The 19,279-nt window shown below is 51.0% G+C and carries 19 protein-coding genes; 7 read left to right on the forward strand and 12 right to left on the reverse strand.

Annotated features, from left to right (window positions below):
- Positions 1–885 (reverse strand): carbohydrate ABC transporter permease, encoded by an 885-nt coding sequence (locus NNL21_RS10680; protein ID WP_204816907.1) that lies wholly within the window; start codon positions 883–885, stop codon positions 1–3.
- Positions 878–1,930: an ABC transporter ATP-binding protein gene (locus tag NNL21_RS10685; RefSeq protein ID WP_204816905.1), complete on the reverse strand. Its 1,053-nt coding sequence runs from the start codon at positions 1,928–1,930 to the stop codon at positions 878–880. The genes NNL21_RS10680 and NNL21_RS10685 overlap by 8 nt, the downstream gene beginning before the upstream one ends.
- 405 nt (positions 1,931–2,335) lie before the next feature.
- Here NNL21_RS10685 and NNL21_RS10690 point away from each other — a divergent pair, with 405 nt between their 5' ends.
- Entirely contained in the window at positions 2,336–4,936 is a 2,601-nt protein-coding gene (locus NNL21_RS10690) for a tetratricopeptide repeat protein (RefSeq protein ID WP_204816903.1), read from the forward strand.
- Positions 4,937–5,004: 68 nt separating this feature from the next.
- Here NNL21_RS10690 and NNL21_RS10695 read toward each other — a convergent pair whose 3' ends face one another.
- The 3 genes from NNL21_RS10695 to NNL21_RS10705 are packed head-to-tail and all read right to left on the reverse strand — an operon-like array spanning position 5,005 to position 7,618.
- Positions 5,005–5,667 (reverse strand): HAD family hydrolase, encoded by a 663-nt coding sequence (locus NNL21_RS10695; RefSeq protein WP_204816900.1) that lies wholly within the window; start codon positions 5,665–5,667, stop codon positions 5,005–5,007.
- Positions 5,668–5,691: 24 nt separating this feature from the next.
- Positions 5,692–6,747, reverse strand: coding sequence for an NAD(P)-dependent alcohol dehydrogenase (locus tag NNL21_RS10700; protein WP_309145320.1), 1,056 nt, complete (start codon positions 6,745–6,747; stop codon positions 5,692–5,694).
- A gap of 19 nt (positions 6,748–6,766) precedes the next feature.
- Positions 6,767–7,618 (reverse strand): ROK family protein, encoded by an 852-nt coding sequence (locus NNL21_RS10705; protein ID WP_204816898.1) that lies wholly within the window; start codon positions 7,616–7,618, stop codon positions 6,767–6,769.
- Between the two features lie 241 nt (positions 7,619–7,859).
- On the opposite strand from NNL21_RS10705, the gene NNL21_RS10710 reads away from it, so the two are divergent.
- Positions 7,860–8,870: a zinc-dependent alcohol dehydrogenase family protein gene (locus tag NNL21_RS10710; RefSeq protein ID WP_204817913.1), complete on the forward strand. Its 1,011-nt coding sequence runs from the start codon at positions 7,860–7,862 to the stop codon at positions 8,868–8,870.
- A gap of 2 nt (positions 8,871–8,872) precedes the next feature.
- Complete coding sequence (locus NNL21_RS10715) at positions 8,873–9,382, forward strand: MgtC/SapB family protein (protein WP_204816896.1); 510 nt, start codon at positions 8,873–8,875, stop codon at positions 9,380–9,382.
- Between the two features lie 194 nt (positions 9,383–9,576).
- On the opposite strand, the gene NNL21_RS10720 is transcribed toward NNL21_RS10715, so the two are convergent.
- Positions 9,577–10,383, reverse strand: coding sequence for a TrmH family RNA methyltransferase (locus tag NNL21_RS10720; protein ID WP_204816893.1), 807 nt, complete (start codon positions 10,381–10,383; stop codon positions 9,577–9,579).
- 9 nt (positions 10,384–10,392) lie between these two features.
- Positions 10,393–11,058 (reverse strand): potassium channel family protein, encoded by a 666-nt coding sequence (locus NNL21_RS10725; protein ID WP_204816892.1) that lies wholly within the window; start codon positions 11,056–11,058, stop codon positions 10,393–10,395.
- 143 nt (positions 11,059–11,201) lie between these two features.
- Here NNL21_RS10725 and sspI point away from each other — a divergent pair, with 143 nt between their 5' ends.
- Positions 11,202–11,438, forward strand: coding sequence for a small acid-soluble spore protein SspI (gene sspI, locus NNL21_RS10730; protein ID WP_204816890.1), 237 nt, complete (start codon positions 11,202–11,204; stop codon positions 11,436–11,438).
- Here the strand turns inward: sspI and NNL21_RS10735 are convergent.
- The 5 genes from NNL21_RS10735 to NNL21_RS10755 form a co-directional block, all read right to left on the reverse strand.
- Positions 11,435–12,601, reverse strand: coding sequence for an alpha-D-ribose 1-methylphosphonate 5-triphosphate diphosphatase (locus NNL21_RS10735; RefSeq protein ID WP_256555155.1), 1,167 nt, complete (start codon positions 12,599–12,601; stop codon positions 11,435–11,437). The two genes, sspI and NNL21_RS10735, sit on opposite strands and share 4 nt — an antisense overlap.
- 124 nt (positions 12,602–12,725) lie before the next feature.
- Positions 12,726–13,820 carry a Gfo/Idh/MocA family protein gene (locus tag NNL21_RS10740; RefSeq protein WP_204816886.1) on the reverse strand — a complete coding sequence of 365 codons (1,095 nt, stop codon included), beginning with the start codon at positions 13,818–13,820 and terminating at the stop codon, positions 12,726–12,728.
- A gap of 90 nt (positions 13,821–13,910) precedes the next feature.
- Positions 13,911–14,537 carry a ThuA domain-containing protein gene (locus tag NNL21_RS10745; protein WP_204816884.1) on the reverse strand — a complete coding sequence of 209 codons (627 nt, stop codon included), beginning with the start codon at positions 14,535–14,537 and terminating at the stop codon, positions 13,911–13,913.
- Between the two features lie 30 nt (positions 14,538–14,567).
- A complete protein-coding gene (locus tag NNL21_RS10750) occupies positions 14,568–15,731 on the reverse strand; it encodes a Gfo/Idh/MocA family protein (RefSeq protein WP_204816882.1) in 1,164 nt (387 codons plus the stop codon).
- 74 nt (positions 15,732–15,805) lie between these two features.
- A complete protein-coding gene (locus NNL21_RS10755; RefSeq protein ID WP_204817912.1) occupies positions 15,806–16,852 on the reverse strand; it encodes a LacI family DNA-binding transcriptional regulator in 1,047 nt (348 codons plus the stop codon).
- Between the two features lie 235 nt (positions 16,853–17,087).
- Here NNL21_RS10755 and NNL21_RS10760 point away from each other — a divergent pair, with 235 nt between their 5' ends.
- From NNL21_RS10760 to NNL21_RS10770, 3 genes are all read left to right on the forward strand, one after another.
- Complete coding sequence (locus NNL21_RS10760; RefSeq protein ID WP_204816880.1) at positions 17,088–17,432, forward strand: TM2 domain-containing protein; 345 nt, start codon at positions 17,088–17,090, stop codon at positions 17,430–17,432.
- 11 nt (positions 17,433–17,443) lie between these two features.
- Positions 17,444–17,872, forward strand: a complete 429-nt coding sequence (locus NNL21_RS10765) for an NINE protein (RefSeq protein ID WP_204816878.1) — start codon at positions 17,444–17,446, stop codon at positions 17,870–17,872.
- Positions 17,873–18,006: 134 nt separating this feature from the next.
- Complete coding sequence (locus tag NNL21_RS10770; RefSeq protein ID WP_204816876.1) at positions 18,007–19,278, forward strand: DUF445 domain-containing protein; 1,272 nt, start codon at positions 18,007–18,009, stop codon at positions 19,276–19,278.
- Position 19,279: the final 1 nt, after the last annotated feature.

Genomic DNA, 19,279 nt, shown 5'->3' on the forward strand with positions numbered 1-19,279 from the left:
TTATTGATAATGAATTTTCTTCGAGAGCATACGGAAGTAGACGAAGGTCAATATGGCGATAATCACCATCAGCACAATCCCCGTTGCAGAGGCATAGCCCAAATTGTTGGAGCGGTATTCATAGATGTGATACACCAGGGTCGAGGTCGAGTTGTTCGGCCCGCCTCCGGTCATAATCCGCACCGTATCGAAAACCTTAAAGGAACCAATCGTCATAATTATCAAAATGAAAAATAATTGCGGTGAGATCATCGGCAGCGTAATCTTGTAAAAGGTTTTAAACCGGCTCGCATTGTCCAGCGCTGCCGCCTCATAAATCGTCGGCGGCACGCTTTTCAGCGCAGCTAGAATAATCAAGGCGTAGTAGCCGACGCCATGCCAGATCGATACCAGAATGACCGACATCATCGACGTGCTGGAGCTTTGCAGCCATTTGGACGGCGGCAAGCCAACTAACTTTAAGAGAAAGTTCAGAATCCCGTGATTCGGATCCATCAGCAGCATCCAGACCAGGGCGATCGAGACGATCGAAATAATATGCGGGGTAAAGATGCCCGCTTGCAGCAGGGCGTTAATCTTCTTCCCCTTCTTCTGGTTGATCCATAGCGCCAATAACAAGGCGATCAGCATCGTCAGGGACACCGTTGCGATTGTGTACCAGACCGTGTTCGTTAAGGCGGTGTAGAATTCATCCTTGGCAAACAGCTGCTCGTAGTTGTCGACGCCCACAAACTTGCTCTTCGCCTTGTTCAGAAGGTTGTATTTGTAGAAGCTCAGCTTCAGCAGGTAGAACACCGGATAGATCACGAAGCATAGAATCGCCAGCATCGCCGGCAGGATCATGACATAGGGACGCAGTGTTTCCCAGATTTTTCTCCTATTCATCGACTTGTCTCCTCAGCCAGTCCAAATACGCCTGATAACCGGGCGCATTCTTGGCTATCCGTTTCTCATCGGCCCCGAAGAAGAACAGCTTGTCTGCCGGCACTCCGACATAGACCGGCTCATCGACGGCGAAGAGGTCTTCATAGCACTTAATCATGAAGGTATAGCGGTCGCCTTTCACGTGGTAGATCGTTTCCGAGCCCAGCATTTCCCGGGTCATGATGACGCCCTTATATTGAAACCAGGCATCTGTGGCCGATCTCGTAAGCGCTGCCGATTCGGGCCGGAAGCCGAAGGAGGCGCCGTCCTTGCCCAGCGGTGCCGTATTCATTGGCGGTACCCCGACAAACTGCGCGGTAAACAGATTGTTAGGCTCACGGTAGATCGTATCGGGCGATGCCTCCTGCTGGATTTCCCCTTTGTTCATCAGGACGATGGTATCGGCCATCGACATCGCTTCGACCTGATCATGCGTGACGTAGACGAAGGTAGAGCCCAGCTTTTTGTGCAGCTCAATCAGCTCGATCCGCATATGCACCCGCAGTTTGGCATCGAGATTCGACAGAGGCTCGTCCATCAAGAACACGGCGGGCTTCTTCACCATTGCTCTTGCAAGCGCCACGCGCTGCCTTTGTCCGCCTGAGAGGGTGGACGGCTTGCGATCCAGATAGTCGCTCAGTCCGACTGTTGCGCTGATGCTCTCCACGAGCTCCTTGCGCTCTTCCTTGCTGACCTTATTGTTCTTGAGCCCGAATTCGATATTCTCGCGCACCGACATCGTCGGGTAGATCGCATAGTTCTGAAACACCAGCGCGACGCCGCGCTGTCCTGGAGCGGTATGGCTCACATCCTTGCCGTCAATGAGAACGGCTCCCGAGGTCTGCGGATCCAGCCCGGCAATCATCCGCAGCAGCGTCGTCTTGCCGCATCCGGACGGCCCGACCAGCACGGTGAACTTGCCGTCTTCAATCATTAAATCCAAATCCTCGATCACCGTACTGTCCCCGAATGATTTCGTTACCTTCTTAAATTCGATTGATGCCAAGAATAATGCCTCCTTTTACGAATCGCGATGATTACCAGTCATTCAATAGATTTCCTTTTTAATGGAAAGCGCTATCATAATGCATCGTAATGTTTCATTGCTCTGCGCATAATAACCAAGCAATAATAAATAACCACGCGTATAAATAATAATTAAAATTCAATAAAAAACAAGCAAACATCACTATTTCCTAATTCGTAACGCGATTCCTTTACATGTATTTCCTGAATGTAATATGCACCCTGCTCTTACTCTCACATCTTACGACTAACGGCGCTGTTACTTCTATCTTGTGCGACTGTTTAAATGTACAGCATGGATGTATAATTTATCTGGCACTGTCTGTACAAAGCCAGCCGCGGTTCGCTATGATGAAACCATTAGATGGTTTGGAGGGGATTCTGAATGGCAGAACTGGAAAACCAAAGCTTATTCGCTGAGCTGCTCTATTCAGGAGTAGCTTCATTAAAGTCACACCCCGATTACAAAACAAAGAGAAAAAAGAGAGAGCTGCAATCCAGCGGACAGCATTTCTCTGAATCCTATATAGATAAAATCGCCAATCAATTAGGCATATCACCGAATACACTTAAGAGCTGGATTGGGCAAATGGGCCATAAATATGTGCCAAGCAGGATCGAAGACGGCAAGCTGTTCGCGATTCTCTGGCTCATTCTGAAGCATAGCGATATGCAGGTCTCTTGGTTTATAGACATTCTAAAAACGACCTCCATCCCGGTGCTGGATCCGCCTTCGCCCCCTTGGATTAAAGCCTGCATGACGAAAGCAAAGCTGCAGTTGGATAATCAAACCTTCGGCTCGCCGGATGAAAGCGATATCGAATGGCTCGTCAATCGGATGTTCGACCAAGAAACGCTTCCTGCGGCCGATTCCGAGCCTTCAGCTTCGAATATAGGAATCAATCTGCTCCTACATCATGCAGCGCATAATTTGCCTACCCGATGGGCGAATATTTTTGTAGGGAGAAGAATGAAGCTTGAGCTTCTAAACAAATGGATGCATTCAGCGTCTCCGATGTGTCTGATAACAGGCTGGGGCGGTATGGGAAAAAGCACGCTTATTCTGGAATCCGCTTATGCATGTCTTGGAGAGGCTAGAGGAGAAGCTGCCAGAATCGGATCGTATTGGCCCCGCTTTGCCAGCATCATATGGGTTAGCGCTGATTTAAAAGGGATGAGCTTTAATTACTTTTTAGATACGATCGCCTATCAGCTGGGCCGTGTGGAGCTGCTGGGGCACGCAATCAATGAAAAGCAGTTCATCGTGAGAAATGCGCTGGCAACCTCATCGTTAAACGGACAAATCTTAATCATTGTCGATAATATCGATGCAAGCAATCTCGACATCCTGTCCTTCTTGTCCAATTTGCCGCAAAAGGTGAAAGTCATTCTAACCTCCCGTGAGCATGAGCAGCAGCTCTACCAGCAAAGCTCGCGCGATCTCTTCGTCATTCAAGTGGATGGCCTGGATAAGGAGGACGCCCTGCATTATCTCGCGCAGGAAACGCAGTACCATCTGTCCACGACACATGATGAATCCAAGAAAAAACATCTTGCAGGCGTCCTTGGAAGCGATCAGGACACATTAATGGAACTGGTGGAGGTTACGGCGGGAAATCCGAAAGCGCTGGCCTTGAGCATCGCTTATATCGCTGACGATGCGGTGCCTCTAGAGATCTTAATTGAGGAGATTCGATCGGCCAGCTATTCGCTTACCTCTATATTTGATTACTTGTTCGGTCATACGTGGAATCGCTGCCTGGAGGATGTACAGAAGGTATGGATGGTTCTCAGCTTCTTTCATACTCCGCCTGATGAATATAGTTTGGCGGCAGCAGCCGGCTTAGACCGCCGCAGATTCCACCTTGCCATCGATCAGATGAGAGCCTACACGCTAATCGCAACGGAGCGATTCGAGAGCGGGCTCTATTATCGCGCGCATCAGACTGTTATCGCGTATGGAGAGCAGAAGCTTCAGGAGAATCAACCGTTTCGAATAGAGGCAGAGAACCGGTGGGGAAGCTATTATATTGCGTTCGTAGACCGGCAGCTGCAGCATGAAGAACTGACTCATCCTTATTGGAAATGCCTGCCTGGCGCCGATCTCACGCTTGTTAAGAAAGAGTGGCCCAATTTATTCAAGCTGCTTCAATGGACCGTAGAGCGGAAGCATCCGGCCGTCTTGATCGAATTGATGCTTCGTCTATCACACTTTCTCAGTCGAGTCAGCCTCCCGCTTCGCATTGAGTATGGATTGAAGGCGGCGGCTGCAGCAAGCGAGGAACAGCAATGGCTTCTCGAAACATTATTTCGAATTGATACGATCGGTTGGGCTTGCTTTGAGCTCGGCGACATGGAGCTTGGACTTCAGCAAATTCATAGGAGTCTGGCAATTCTGGAAGAAAAGCAGCATGATGTGGTTCCATCCCAGAAGACGGAATACCATGATTTGCTTTCTCTTGCCTATCAATCCATAGCCCGCTATTATGTAGCCAAGAACGATATCGGCCATGCGAGCGAATATATTCGGCAGACCTTGTCGATCGAAGCATCGCCGGTCATCTTCCATCGAACCTTATTAATTCAAGGTAATATTGCGATGCTTGAAGAGAAGTATGAGCTGGCGAGCGAAGTATTGGAGGAAGCACATCGGGTCAGTGCCATTTATGGCGGAGAAATGTCGATCGAATCCTTCTATTTCCTTGGCGTTGCCTATTTAAACTGCCGGCAATTCGAGAAAGCCGAGAACGCGTTCAATCAATTGCTGTATTACGAGCATAACGCGAATCAAATCGAATTGATCTACTACCAGTTTGCGAAAGCGCAGCTGCTCTGCAGCAAGGGGAAAATTACGGAAGCCGTGCAGCAGCTGCAGCAGACCCTCTCGCGCATTGACTCTTGGGAGCAAGGGATTCGCATCCGCCGAGAGGTTGAGAATCTTCATAACAAGCTGCTTAGCTCAACTGCGCTCGATAATCAAGCTTAAATACACGGGTCCCTATATAAAAGGATGTGCCGCATCAGTTAAGCATGCGGCACATCCTTTATTTTCTATTATTTCGAAGTTACAAACGCGATTACCTCAGCCAGAGACCGTTCCTCCATCGAATTCATGCGCAGCTTATGCGGACCGAATGTTAATCCTTCCGTAATGGCATTGGGTACAATAACGACATTCAAGCCTGCTGCATGCGCGGCTTTGGCTCCATTCGGAGAGTCTTCGAAGCAGACCGCCTCCTCCGGCTTCAATTCCAGCGCAGCCAGCGCTTGCAGATAGAGCTCCGGATCCGGCTTTACCTTCTGCACAAAGTCTGCTGTTCGGATACAAGAGAAATAGCCTGCAATATCGAACAAATCTACGAATCGCTGCACCCAGGCAAGATGCGAGCTGGAGGCAATGCCGATTCGGAGGCCCAATTGCTGTGCTTCGTTTAAATAGTCCAACACACCAGGCCTTAACACACGCCGCTGCATGAGATAATCATGCTTGACTAAGGCAGTCTTCTTAATCTCCTCTATATTGACCGGTCGGTCTGCGATCTCTGCCAGGTGCAAATACGGATCAAATGCATCATGACTGGTCCCTACGCATTTCGTCCACGTCTCTAATGGAAGATATGCGCCATGCTCATTATAAATCTCTCCAATCGCTTCAAACCAAGCGCTTTCGGTATCAATAATCAATCCATCAAAATCGAAAATAACGCCTTTAATCAATGCTTTCTCCTCATTTCCGGATCATTAGTTTGGGTAAATCATGATCTTCATGCTGCTGTTTTTGTGATGAATCGAGACATCCAGCGCCTCTTGAATATCGTCCAGCTTATATTTATGGGTGATCGTATCTTCGATTCGCACCTTAGATGACCGCAGCGCCCGTATCGCAGCAGGATACGTATTGGCATACCGGAAAACGCCAAGAACATCAAGCTCTCCATCAATGATTTCATTCACATTCATTCCGACGCTGGCGGCGGCAGGCAGCCCGATGAACACGATTTTGCCGCCTCTCTTGATATGAGCGGTCGAAGCGGTAATGACGCCGGCGTTGCCTGATGTCTCAATCAGGACATCGACCCCCTTGCCTTCTGTCCAAGCGCTGACTTGGTGTTGAAGAGACGCTGTCATGGGGTCGCACACATCTGTAATTCCCATTGATTTCGCAAGATCTCTCCGATATTCGACAACATCGCTGCCATACACCTCAGTCACACCGAATAAACGAGCGGCGACTACCGCCATCTGACCAATCGGGCCCAGCCCGGTAACAAGCACGCGATCATGCGGCTGAACTCCGGCACGATGCATCGCATGGAAGCCAACGGATAAGGGCTCCAGGAGAGCTCCTTCCTCAAAGCTCATTTCATCCGGTATCGGAAACAGAAAATCCGACCGGATGGCCGCATATTCCGCCCATGCGCCATTAATGGGAGGCGTAGCCATAAACACAACATCCGGGCAAAGGTTATAACGCCCGCCTTTGCAGTATTCGCAGCGTCCGCATGCTACCCCAGGCTCAACGGCTACACGGTCTCCAACACGAAGATGCTTTACCGCTTCGCCGACCTCAGCTACAACACCGGCAAGCTCATGACCAAGAATAAGGGGCTCCTTCACCTCATAACGCCCAATTTTTCCATGCTCGTAATAATGGACATCTGAACCGCAAATGCCGATACACATCACTTTCACTAATGCTTCGTCCGGCTTCAGCGAAGGAACCGGCACCTCCTTCACCTTCATATGACCTGGGCTTTCTAGGACGGCCGCTTTCATCATGGGCATATCGATTCTCACCTTCTCCTTCTATTATTCGTTATACGTTCATTCTTGCCTGCACTAGAGCACCCTTCAAAGCTGAGAACTTCCCCAGTCCGGGAGGAACGATCCAGTCCTCCGGGAGCTCCAAATAATCTTGCATCAGATGCTTCACCTGCTCGCGAATGTAAGGGAATAATTGCGTCTGATTCATAACGCCGCCGCCCATAATGACTTTTTTCGGCATTAAGACTAGAGCGATGTTAACGAGAGCCTGAGCCAAATAGTAAGCCTCCAATTCCCACAGCTGATCTTCCCGATCCAGCAGCGCGCCCTTTCTCCCGCTTCTCGCTTCGATCGCAGGACCGGCCGCCAAGCCTTCCAGGCAATCGGTGTGAAAGGGGCAATTGCCATTGAAGGTGTCCTCCCGATGCTTGCGAATCAGCAAATGTCCCATCTCCGTATGGGCGAAGCCGTGTACAATTCTGCCCTTCATGATCGCGCCTGCTCCAATGCCCGTCCCGACTGTCATATATAAACAGCTATCGAGGCCAACCGCAGCTCCCCAGGTAGCCTCGCCCAGAGCCGCCATATTCACATCTGTATCGACCACAATCGGCATTTGCAATTGCGTCTTGAGATAGGATAACATAGGAAACCCGGCCCAATGAGGCTTAGGTGTATTCAACATTTGGCCATAATTGGATTTGTTGGGATCTGTCCCAACGGGTCCGAAGCTGCCGAAGCCAATTGATTGAACGTCAAATTGAGCAAAATACTGCATGACATGTCCTAACGTTTGCTCGGGTGTCGTTGTCGGAATCGAAATGGAATCCAGCAGATGGCCGTCAGCGCTTCCAATACCGCAAATAAACTTCGTGCCGCCGCCTTCAATGGCGCCTAGCTTCATCTTCCTTCCTCCCATCCTCTGTTTTCATCTTCATTCCTAGTATAGGGCAAGAGGTTTCAGACATTCTATCCATTCAAATCATTCAAAAGTACGGCGTCACTGTACGTTTATCTCGCATTTCTACTTCTTATAAGGTTCAACAGGATAAATAGGTTAGTCTAAAATGCTTACTTTGAGCTCCTTGCCTGTTGTACAGTTAATTTACAATATCTTAATGAGGAGGTTGAAAGCATTGAAACATATGAAAGCCTTAGTGATAGACGCCCCTTTTCAAGCTTCCATCAAGGAGGTTCCATATCCCGCGCCCGGCAAGGGAGAAGTTACGATAAAGGTTGAACGGGCAGGCATCTGCGGTACCGACGTTCACATCTTTAAGGGAGAGTATCTATCCAGCTACCCGATTATTCCCGGACATGAGTTTTCAGGCAGCATTCATGAAATTGGCGAAGGAGTTGAGGGCCATGCAGCGGGAGACCGCGTAACCGCGGAGCCAAATATCTTTTGCGGGAAATGTGAGTACTGTTTAACGAATCGCGGTAATCATTGTGATCAATGGCAGGCAACTGGCGTTACGCAAAATGGCGCAATGGCTGAATATGTCGTTGTTCCCGCAAGCAATGTATTTCGCATTCCTGATTCCATGAGCTATGGCGTAGGCGCATTTATTGAGCCTATGGCGTGTGTCGTTTATGCGATGAACCGGCTGAAATTAAATGTAGGCGACCGTACGCTCATATTTGGTGCAGGCGCAATGGGACAGCAGCTCATCCAATCGCTCGCGCATGCTGGAGCATCCGAGCTTGTCGTTGTCGATCTAGCCCCTGACAAGCTCCAGCTTGCGAAGCAATGGGGTGCGACCAAGACTGTCCTGAGCCATGAAATTGAACAGCAATTGGGCGCCGAGCACTATCCCCGCGGCTTCGATGTTGTCGTTGACGCCACAGGCATCCCTGCCGTCATTGAACAGGCCCTCCGTTATCTCGGACCTACAGGGAAATACTTGCAATTCGGCGTAACTGCACAAGACAGCAAAATCTCCTTGAGCCCGTTCGATCTTTATCAGAAGGATTGGACCTTAATCGGCTCCATGGCCATCAACCATACCTTCTATCCGGCATTGAATTGGGTGAAGGAGCGTCGGGTCCAGTTGGAACACTTGATTACGAGCGTACTTTCACTGGATGAGGTACCTGCGCTGCTGGCAGAGGGCGCTGACTCCAGCCAGCTGAAGATACAAATCCAGATCACATAGCGATGAATATTATTGATAACTGGCTGAGCTCAACCTTTCAGGATTTTGAATGGCTGCTGCGTATATTTATAAGCGCTTTGCTTGGGTTTTTCATAGGACTAAACCGCACGCATAAGCATAAACCGGCAGGAGTAAAAACCTACATGTATGTCGCTACGGCATCTACGCTCATCACGATCGTCTCGATTCAAAGTGTCCTTCTGTACGCCGGTGTAAGAGAGCACACGATGATGGATCCCATGCGTTTAGCCGCTCAGATTGTTACTGGACTAGGCTTCATAGGCGCAGGAGTTATTTTGAAGGATGGGGCGAGAGTGATCGGCTTAACGTCTGCCGCTATGATTTTTTATGCAGGCGGCATAGGAATTGCGATTGGAGCCGGGCTCTATACCTTTGTTCTTTTTTCATTTATGGTAACCAACCTATTTGTTTGGGTCGGGGAATGGATTGAGAAGCGCCAAACCAAGAAAACGAACACGCCAAGTTCGACTTTGCTGGAAATATCAGAGTAGCGGCCCGGTTATTTATACGAAAAAGCGGCGATGAGGGAGTTGCTCCTGCATCGCCGCTTTTTGTTGATAATCGGGTATTGCTGCATAAGTATGAATCTGCCGACATGACCTACCCGTTAGAAGGCCAGCTTGTTAAACTTGCTATAAGTAATGGTGTTAGGACGAGTTTTTGATGGTTACGTGGCAGACGGCGCTCAAGATAGATAACGCCGCTGGCGAAGCGCTTCATACAGCACTACCGTTGCCGCCATGGCGACGTTGAGCGATTCCGAGCGCCCGTGCATCGGGATGATTATGCTGTCATCAACTTGCACGAGCGTCTGATCTGACAAGCCGCTTGACTCATTGCCGAGCAGCAGCCAGGCTGCCCCGCGCCAATCATAGCTGTAACAGGTATCCGATGCCTGCAGGCTTGTCCCGATCAGCCGAATGCCATGCTGCTTCGCTTCTGGCAGCAGCTCGGCCAGATCGCCTTCCATAATGGGCAGATGGAACAAGGAGCCCATGGTCGAGCGTACCGTCTTCGGGTTGTACAGATCCACGCAGCCCCTGCCAAGAATGACCGCATCCGCACCGACGGCATCCGCGCTCCTGATAATCGTGCCGACGTTGCCCGGATCGCGAACCCCGTCCAAGACAACGACCAATGAATCCTCCCCGTACAAAGTCTGCCTGTCTACATCCGGCTTGGCTACGATGCCGAACACAGGCGGAGGCGTGTCCGTAGCTGTGCATTTAGCCATAACCGAGGGCGATGCTTCCACCAGCTCGCAGCTTGACTCCGCAAGCAGATCCTCCAGTTCATTCGGTATGCCGCGCTCAGCATCGAATACGACCGTCTCCACGGCCGCACCCGCAAGAAGCGCTTCCTGCACCAAATGAACCCCCTCAATCAGGAATTTACCGCTGCGGTCGCGATGCTTCTTCTCCAATAGAGAAGCAAACGCCTTTACTTTCTCATTCTGGACGGAGGTTAAGGTTAGGATACGATGATTACGCACGATATATGTTCAGCCTTCCGCATAAGTTATTTCTAAATTAGACAAATCCTCGTTTTTGCCAACAATAACGAGGGTATCATTCTCATGGATGATATCCTCCGCATACGGGGAGATATTCATTTTATCACCTGTTTTGATGGCCAGGACATTGCATTTGAATCGCGCACGAATATCGAGCTGCTTCAAGTTTTTGCCGACTACTTGGGCAGGCGCTTTAATTTCCAGAATGCTGTAATCGTCTGAAAGCTCGATATAATCGAGTATGTTGGGTGAGATCAAATGATGCGCGACACGCAGTCCCATATCACGTTCGGGGAAGACAACTTTATCCGCTCCGATCTTGCTTAGCACCTTGCCATGAAGCTCATTCTGCGCTTTGACAATCAGCCTCGGTACGCCGAGCTCCTTCAATATGAGCGTCGTGAGGATACTTGCTTGAATATCCGCTCCGATCGCGACAACGACGACATCGAAATTCCGCACCCCAAGCGCGCGAAGCGCTTCCTCGTCCGTGGTATCGGCCGATACCGCATGTGTGACGATATTGGCGATCTCTTGAATCTTCTGCTCGTCCGAATCGATCGCCAGCACCTCGAAGCCAAGGTTGGATAAAGCTGTGGCCACGCTCGAGCCGAAACGTCCCATTCCGATGACTACATACTGCATTTTCCTCATGGGGCGCACATCCTTTCTTGGTTATTCGCAACTTTGTTATTATACCATAATTTCCGCATGCACTTTCGCTCCCGCTATACGGGATGAATGACGGACAGCGGGGACATATTAAACGCGAAAAACGTGTGATGGAGGGATTTTAGTTGAACAATCTCGATTTGCGGCAGGCAATCATTCAGCGCGTACAGAATAAATCCGGCATTGAGCTCACGGAGGTCATTGAAGATTCCATCGGCAATGATGAACGTACTCTGCCTGGGCTTGGCGTGTTGTTTGAGATCATCTGGCAGCACAGCTCAGGACCGGATCAGAACAAAATGGTGAATGCTCTGCACAGTCATCTGCAAGGCGGCGAATCCGCCCCGCCAAGTCCAAGCTAACGCACTCCGCCAGCATATACCAACATTCCGCCAACAAAAGCATGCGTTACCCATGGATGTTTCTCATAGCGATCCACAATAATAAGGTCTGCCGCTTTCCCTTCGGCGATAGTACCCAATCGCCCTTCAATCCCGAGTACCGCTGCCGGATAGAGTGTAGCCATTCGCACCGCTTCAGGCAGTGACAGAATCCGATCGTCCACTAGCTTGAACAAAGACGTCAGCAGTGAGGACGGATGGTAGTCCGAACAGAGAATATTGGCGGCGCCAGCAGCAATCGCATCGGCTGCCCGCAAATTGGAATCGTGGGAGATGCCGCGCACGACATTGGGCGCTCCCACGCATACATACATGCCCCGCCTTGCCGCATATCTGGCTGTCTCGAGCGTGATCGGAAATTCCGATACCGTACAGCCAAGACGTCTGGAACGCTCCGCTCTTTCGGGTGTATCGTCGTCGTGTGAAGCTACTGCGATGCCAAGAGCCGCAGCCATATGGCCGAGCTTCTCGAGCCTCTCCCAATCGACGAGTTGTCTTCGCTCACCAAGCTCGGTAACGATTGTCCGTACCGCCTGGATATCAATCCCTTGATTCTTCATCACATATCGCTCGAAGGAACCGGATTTGCGATACTGCCCTTGTCCAGGTGAATGATCCATGAACGATAAATAGTCAATGAGCCCTTCCCGTACGTAGCGTTCTACAAGCGGTAAGGCGTCCAAGTGCGTAACCTCATAGCGCAGGTGAATGCCGTTGCGAACGACCGCGCGTTTGTCCCGATACGCGTGAATAAGCTCAACCAGCTCGGTTAACAGATGCGTGCCGCGCAAGCTTAGACCGACGCCAAGCGATAGCGAATGATACATGGAGGTGATGCCATGATGCGGCAGCTTGCGTTCAAATTCCAGAAATGCCATTGATAGCGGGAATAATGTATTCGGCCGCGGCTGAACCTCCTTCTCAATAGCATCGCAGTGCAAATCGATCAGGCCGGGCAGCACGTAACACCCTCTTGCGTCCTCTATATCCGCTCCCTCCAGCTCCACCCCATCTGCAGCACGATCAGTAACGATCCTGCTAATGATGCCATTCTCAAGATGCAGATCCCCCTGAACCACACGATCCTCCAGAACGATAGATCCCCCTCGGATAACTTGCTTCATTGCCATGTCCCACCCGTATTCTAGTCTTTCTCTTTATTGTAAACGAAATCCATAACAAAAACAGCTTACCCTCCTGGGCAAGCTGTTTATTCCGATACTTTCATTCTTATGGACAAAACGTGTATTATTGATGCTCCGATTCCAATGCCGGCATCGGTTCAGGCCGCTCGCATGTGCTTGCCATGACGTAATGCTTACCGTCCCGTGAGGCGTCGTGGAAGCCGTGCATCGCTTCCAGCACATGATACGCCATCTCTCCGTTGGCGCGGTGCTGTCCGCCTTCGGCAATGGCGCGCGCCATATCGGCTACCCCGATTCCACGATTGTTGTCGGTATAACCATGAGTAAGCGGAATCTCCTCCCAATCCCCGCCATGACGGCGGAGCTTAACTACGCCGCCGAAGCCGTTGGGATCCGGAACAAGCAAGGTCCCTGCGCTGCCATGAATCTCGATATTCGGCAGGGAGGTCCCTGCCATCGTATCAAAGCTTGTGAGAAGCGTTCCTACAGCGCCGCTATGGAAATCCAATACACCTGCAATATGCGTCGGTGTCTCGACCGTGATCGTCTTGCCGCGCTTCTTCTCACTCGTAATCGTCCGCTCCGGATAAGTGACGACTGCCGATCCCGTTACCCTGCGGATCGGTCCCAGCAGTGTCACGAAAGCCGTTAAATAGTAGGGACCCATATCGAACATCGGGCCGCCGCCGATTTCATAATAAAACTCCGGATCCGGATGCCAGCTCTCATGGCCGCCGCAAAGCATAAAGCCCGTTACCGACACCGGCTGGCCAATGGCTCCCTCGTCGATCAGCTTACGGCAGGTTTGAATACCGCCTCCGAGAAAGGTTTCCGGTGCGCTCGCGACGCGAAGCCCCTTCTCAGCTGCCAGCTTTAAGACCTGCTGCCCTTCCTCACGGGTGACCACGATCGGCTTCTCAACGTATACATGCTTTCCTGCTTCAAGCGCTTGCAAGCAAACGGAAGCATGCGCCTTCGGAAAAGTCAGATTAACGACAATCTCAATTTCCGGATCGGCCAGCAGTTGCTCAACCGTGTAGGCTTTGGGGATACCAAACTCCTCAGCACGCTGCTGCGCACGTTCAATATCCAAATCCGCCGCGGCTACAAGATCGATTTCCGGATATTTCTGTAAGTTCGTAAAATAAATGCGGCTAATATTACCACAGCCAATAATACCGGTTTTAATAGGCTTCATGGGATAATGTCCCTCCGTCTTCCTGCAAGATTTGAACGAATACGTGACTGCTGCTTATTGATTGACTGCACATCACTGACAGGCTTCGAGTTATCCTCTTGCCGCCCATAAGAATCCGCGTCGCATTAATTCGAGGGTTTGCGGCATCTCCACAATATTCGCCTGATGCCCAAGCGAATTGTAATACACGCGGCCTTGTCCCCATGTCTTGGTCCAGACGACCGGCATTTTCACGTTACCGAAGATGGTGGTGGCATGTACTTGAATCGCGGGATCGACATGCATGTAATATTGCTCCGAGCGGACTTCGAAATCGCCGATCCCCTTTGTCAACGGATCCTCGGCATCGGTCATATTCACGTCATAACGGACCCCGTCATTGCCCGGATGCGCGACCCATTGCCCCCCAACCATGAATTGATAGTCGACATCGTTGCGGAAGGAATCCCCCATCCCGCCATGGCAGCCCGCAATTCCGCAGCCGGCTTTCACCGTATCGAGCAGAGTACGAAGCTGATCCTGCTCAATCGTGCCCATCGTCCATACCGGCACGATCAGATCGAGCTGTGCCATGAGCTCCTTGTCGCTATAGGTCGCCAGTGTACTGGAGACCGTTACGTCGAAATTTTCCTTGCGCAGCGTTTTCTCAAAAACCGCCGCCACTTCCTCCGGCTGATGGCCGTCCCATCCACCCCAAACAATCAGTGCTTGTTTCATTCTTTAGCATCGCCCTTCTCAGATTAATGTTTAACGAAGCTCACTGAGGGAAACCCAGCGGCGTTCTTGAATGGACATCTCCACAGCCTCGAGAACAGCCTGACACTGAACCCCATCGGCAAAATTCGGTACCGGCTGCCTGTCCTCGGCGATAGCCAGCATAAGCTCGTGCACCTCATGCGTAAACGTATGCTCGTAGCCAATCGTATGGCCTGGCGGCCACCAGGCATCCATATAAGCATGCGACGGGTCCGTTGTGAGCACGCGGCGGAAGCCTTGTACGTCATCCGCGTCATCGGTAAAGTACACCTCAAGCTCATTCACGCGCTCGAAGTCGAACTTGATGCTGCCCTTGCTCCCATTGATTTCGAATGAGTTCGTACAGCGATGTCCCGGCGCGAAGCGCGTAGCTTCGATGCTCCCAAGGGCGCCGCTCTTGAAACGCGCCAGGAACAGCGTCGCATCATCCACCGTTACTGGACCACGAGGGGCATTCATGTCCCCTTTGGCACTCAATCCCGTCATTGAGGAAGGGAGCGGACGATCCTTGACGAACGTTTCACTCATTCCAATAACTTCATCGAACTCGCCAACCAGGAAGCGGGCCATGTCAATCACATGTGCCCCGATATCGCCATGCGCGCCGGAGCCGGCGATTTCCTTCTGCAGCCGCCATACGAGCGGAAAGCTCGGGTCGACAATCCAATCCTGCAGGAATAAGCCGCGAAAATGATTAATCGTGCCGATTCGTCCTTCAGAAACAAGCTTCTTTGCCAGATGCACCGCAGGCGCAAACCGGTAATTAAAGCCGACCATATGCTTCACTCCGGCCTTCTCGGCGGCTTGGAGCATCTCGACGGAATCCGCATAAGAGAGGGCCAGCGGCTTCTCGCAGAAAATATGCTTGCCGGCTGCCGCGGCGGCCAGCGCAATTTCCTTATGCGCATCGCTTGGAGCGTTGATGTCGATGAGGTCGATATCATCACGTTCGATGAGATTCCGCCAATCCGTCTCCGCGCTCTCCCATCCGAATTGTGCACGCGCTTGCTCAACACCCTGAGGATCACGCCCGCAGATCGCCTTCATCTCGGGTCTCTTCACTTGCGGGAAGAACATAGGCAGCGCACGGTATGCATTGCTGTGCGCCTTTCCCATGAATTTATAACCGACCATGCCGATTCGTACATTGTCCATTGCCGATTCCACCTTTTACGATCAGATAGGTAAAGCTTCTGTTTCTGCTGCCACTGCACCTAACCTATAACAACTCACACCTGAGAGGATGCTCGTACCACAAGGCGAACGGGCAGCTTGGCGGTGAACGGAGCAGTCAGTACAGGCTCCGTCAGTGCCTCTAACATCCGCGAGGTCGCCTCGCAGCCCGCCTCATAGAACGGCACAGCGATAGACGTGAGCGGGGGATCGGTCAGACGTGCCCCGTCGGAATCGTCGCATCCAACAAGCGCATAATCTTCACCCGCTATGAGTCCTCTCTCCTTCAACCCTTGCAGCAGACCTATGGCCATCCGGTCATTGGCCGCGATAACCGCATCCGCTTGACCCGTTCGAATGAGCTCCGCCATAATATCCGCACTCTCGTAACCGCTCTTTCTGCTGTAATTGCCAACTAATACCCGGTTTGGGTCAAAAGGCTCGCCTGCCGTCTCAAGCGCTTGGCAGTAGCCTTCGAGCCGATCCAGACTATTAGAGAATGCTGATGGACCGTTCAAAAACCATATGCGTTGACAGCCCTGCTTCATTAAGTGAACGGTTGCGTCGTAGCTACCCATCCGGTGATCAGCGTCAACGGTGTTGAAGGGCGCTCCTTCGTACTGCTGATTAATGAGACAGAATGGATGGCCTTCTCTCTGAAGCTCCTTTAGCGCATCATAGTCAGAAGGGATATTCTGCGCGCCGAGGATAATGCAAGCGTCGATCTTCTGCGTGCGAAACAAGTGGGCATATTCCCGCGGTTCGCCCGGTTCCCGGAACAGCATGAGCAGGTCGTAACCGCTCTGTTTGGCCGTATGGCCGATTCCACTCAGAATCTCGGAGAAGTAGTACGTGGAGAACACATTCACCTTCGGGAGCAGAGGCAGAATAACGCCCAGGTTTCCGCTCTTCTGCCGGGCAAATTGTTGAGCAAGCGCACTGGGTACATAGTTCAGCTGCTTTGCTGCCTCCATAACCCTTTTGCGCGTCTCTTCCTTTACCGGTCCGACACCGTTCAAAACACGTGATACGGTTGCTTCTGAAACTCCCGCGAGCTGAGCGACTGCTTTTCTGCGAATAAGTCCTTCCTCCAAATCATCCATTATAGAAGCATGAAAAACATTCGTTAATCGTTGTAATGTACACGCGTACATTTTCTCATGATCAGTACCCTCTGTCAACGCTGAATAATGTCGAATGAACCGCATTCTTTGGTTGAACGACTCCTCCTAATGGCCCAAGCTTATGGAAATAAGTGTTGTCGAAACGGTTTGGTTCCATTATACTAGAAACGCAAATGTGGACATTTCATGGCACAAAGGAGACTGTTCCCCTACTATGAGCTACAATATCGCAATGAAGAGTCAGCTTGACGCTCGAGAGCTTCTCATCCTCGAGCAAGAAGTAAAGAACAACGGCAAGAACATGGTTGTGGCCTATATTCTCTGGTACTTCCTCGGACTTTTCGGCGGACACCGTTTCTACATGAAGAAGACGGGCTCAGCCGTCGCTCAATTGATTCTGTCGATCACCGTCATCGGCATGATCGTGACCGGCATCTGGTTGCTTGTCGACGCTTTCCTCCTTCATACATGGGTTAAAGAGCATAACCGCAACGTTGAAGCACAGGTCATGAACGAAATTATGTCGCAGAAACATTTTCATAACGCGATGAATCGATAGGAGCATCACATATGCTCAATAAGCAAGACTTATCATTGAACGAGCTAATGGTGTTATCATCCGAGATGAGATCGGCTGAGAAATCTACCGCAATCGCCTATTTCATGCTTCTTGGCGGTCATCTTGGCCTCCACCGGTTTTATTTGAAGAAGAAGGGCTCCGGCGCTATTCAGCTTATTCTCTTCATTGTCGCTACTTTCTTCTATGTGTTCTCTGCCGTCTCCTCTGCGCTGGAATCCGATGTGCTGACGATTATATCCATGCTCTTATTCGTTCTTCCGGCTATTGCCCTGTTCATCTGGGTCATCGTAGATTTATTCCTGCTGCAGGGGATGATTAGGCAGTACAACGCCGTCATTGAGCAAGAGATTCTGCAGGAAATCGTCCGTCACCGCCATATGGAGCAGCTAATGGGCAGAGGCAAGCCCCTCGAAGGCTGATGGTGAATGGAAGCATGCAGTCCTTCATAGGAATCACTTTACAAGCTGACGCCCCTGTTACCGACAGGCGTCGGCTTGTTTAATTACATACAATAAAGCAGAATATAGAAATAGAACTAACAAGGGGTAATCCGATGAAAAAAGAAAACGTGAAAAACTTTGCGGACGCCTCGCTCGTGGTGTCCTTCCTGGGAACATTGGCTGTTTATCCCTTCCAGCAATCATTTATCGGAGGGTTATTCTTCTCCGGCTTGAGCGCCGCAACTATCGGCGGCATTGCAGATACGTTTGCGGTTAGCGCGCTATTCCGCCACCCGCTGCGCATACCTTGGCCGCGCTTCATGGGAACGCGGATTATTCCAAGAAACCGCGAACGTCTTGTGAATGAAATCGTCTCGATGGTACAGCATGAGCTGCTGTCCATTCCGAATATTCAACGCAAGCTCGGCAACTACCATGTCGCCTCCCTGCTCATGACCTACCTCAAGGAGCGAGGCGGCGAGCAGGATATGGAGCGGCTGGTTCAGCGCTTCGCGTCCGATGTGCTTCATACGGTCGATGTTCGGGAATTGGCGGACAGCGTGCAGAACTTTCTGCTCGATCAAGCCGGTGAGCTGCAAATCTCCGATTTGCTCGCCGATATCGGGGAATGGACGATTCGTAACGGATATGACGATAAACTGATCGAGTTCTTCGTGCATGAGCTCATACGTCTCGTCAAAACTGAAGAATTTCGCGAACTGGCGGAGCGGATCATTAACTCTGCCATTGAAACGTATGAGAACGGCCGCACAAACCGCAAATTTGTAAATTCGGTAGCCGGAATCAGCGGGGATAACCTGAGCAAGATGGTGCAGGAGAAGCTTTCTCTCCTGCTTCTCGAGCTGCTATCTCCAGAGCATCCTAATCACCAGAAGCTGAAGGAACAGGCTGCCTCCTTTGTCCAGCGTCTTCGGGACGATGAAGCACTTCGCGCCCGTGTGGAAGAAGGGAAGCTTACCCTTCTCGCCTTATTGAGAGAACAGCTTGATTTGGGAGCCTATTTGGAAGATTGGATTCAGGCGTATCGTCAGAGGGCCGCCGAACAACCGGATGGTTCCGCTTTGTTTCCATGGCTGCAGCAGAGCATTCACTCCATGATCGGTAAGCTCGATTCGAACGAGGCTGCCATTGACCGGCTGGACGCTTTAATTAAGAAGAATGTTCTCGTATGGATTGAGCGACAGCATAGCAGCATCGGCAAGCTGGTACGCGATGGCCTCAACGCCTTCTCGGAAGAACAGCTTGTACAATTCGTCCATGATAAGGCAGGCCATGATCTCCAGTTTATTCGCCTCAACGGAACCTTCGTTGGTGGATTAATCGGAATCGTCTTGTACTTGGCGACTTTCTGGATAGGCAGGTGAT

The sequence above is a fragment of the Paenibacillus mendelii genome, assembly GCF_024498075.1.
Lineage (GTDB): Bacteria > Bacillota > Bacilli > Paenibacillales > Paenibacillaceae > Paenibacillus_Z > Paenibacillus_Z mendelii.

Bases quoted from the DNA above. Each gene is read 5' to 3' on its own strand.
- NNL21_RS10750 (WP_204816882.1), bottom strand. From the start codon at position 15,731: ATGGACAATGTACGAATCGGCATGGTCGGTTATAAATTCATGGGAAAG.
- NNL21_RS10690 (WP_204816903.1), top strand. From the start codon at position 2,336: ATGGCAGAACTGGAAAACCAAAGCTTATTCGCTGAGCTGCTCTATTCA.
- NNL21_RS10760 (WP_204816880.1), top strand. From the start codon at position 17,088: ATGAGCTACAATATCGCAATGAAGAGTCAGCTTGACGCTCGAGAGCTT.
- NNL21_RS10770 (WP_204816876.1), top strand. From the start codon at position 18,007: ATGAAAAAAGAAAACGTGAAAAACTTTGCGGACGCCTCGCTCGTGGTG.
- NNL21_RS10755 (WP_204817912.1), bottom strand. From the start codon at position 16,852: ATGGATGATTTGGAGGAAGGACTTATTCGCAGAAAAGCAGTCGCTCAG.
- NNL21_RS10710 (WP_204817913.1), top strand. From the start codon at position 7,860: ATGAAAGCCTTAGTGATAGACGCCCCTTTTCAAGCTTCCATCAAGGAG.
- NNL21_RS10765 (WP_204816878.1), top strand. From the start codon at position 17,444: ATGCTCAATAAGCAAGACTTATCATTGAACGAGCTAATGGTGTTATCA.
- NNL21_RS10725 (WP_204816892.1), bottom strand. From the start codon at position 11,058: ATGAGGAAAATGCAGTATGTAGTCATCGGAATGGGACGTTTCGGCTCG.
- NNL21_RS10705 (WP_204816898.1), bottom strand. From the start codon at position 7,618: ATGAAGCTAGGCGCCATTGAAGGCGGCGGCACGAAGTTTATTTGCGGT.
- NNL21_RS10735 (WP_256555155.1), bottom strand. From the start codon at position 12,601: ATGAAGCAAGTTATCCGAGGGGGATCTATCGTTCTGGAGGATCGTGTG.
- NNL21_RS10745 (WP_204816884.1), bottom strand. From the start codon at position 14,537: ATGAAACAAGCACTGATTGTTTGGGGTGGATGGGACGGCCATCAGCCG.
- NNL21_RS10740 (WP_204816886.1), bottom strand. From the start codon at position 13,820: ATGAAGCCTATTAAAACCGGTATTATTGGCTGTGGTAATATTAGCCGC.
- NNL21_RS10715 (WP_204816896.1), top strand. From the start codon at position 8,873: ATGAATATTATTGATAACTGGCTGAGCTCAACCTTTCAGGATTTTGAA.
- NNL21_RS10680 (WP_204816907.1), bottom strand. From the start codon at position 885: ATGAATAGGAGAAAAATCTGGGAAACACTGCGTCCCTATGTCATGATC.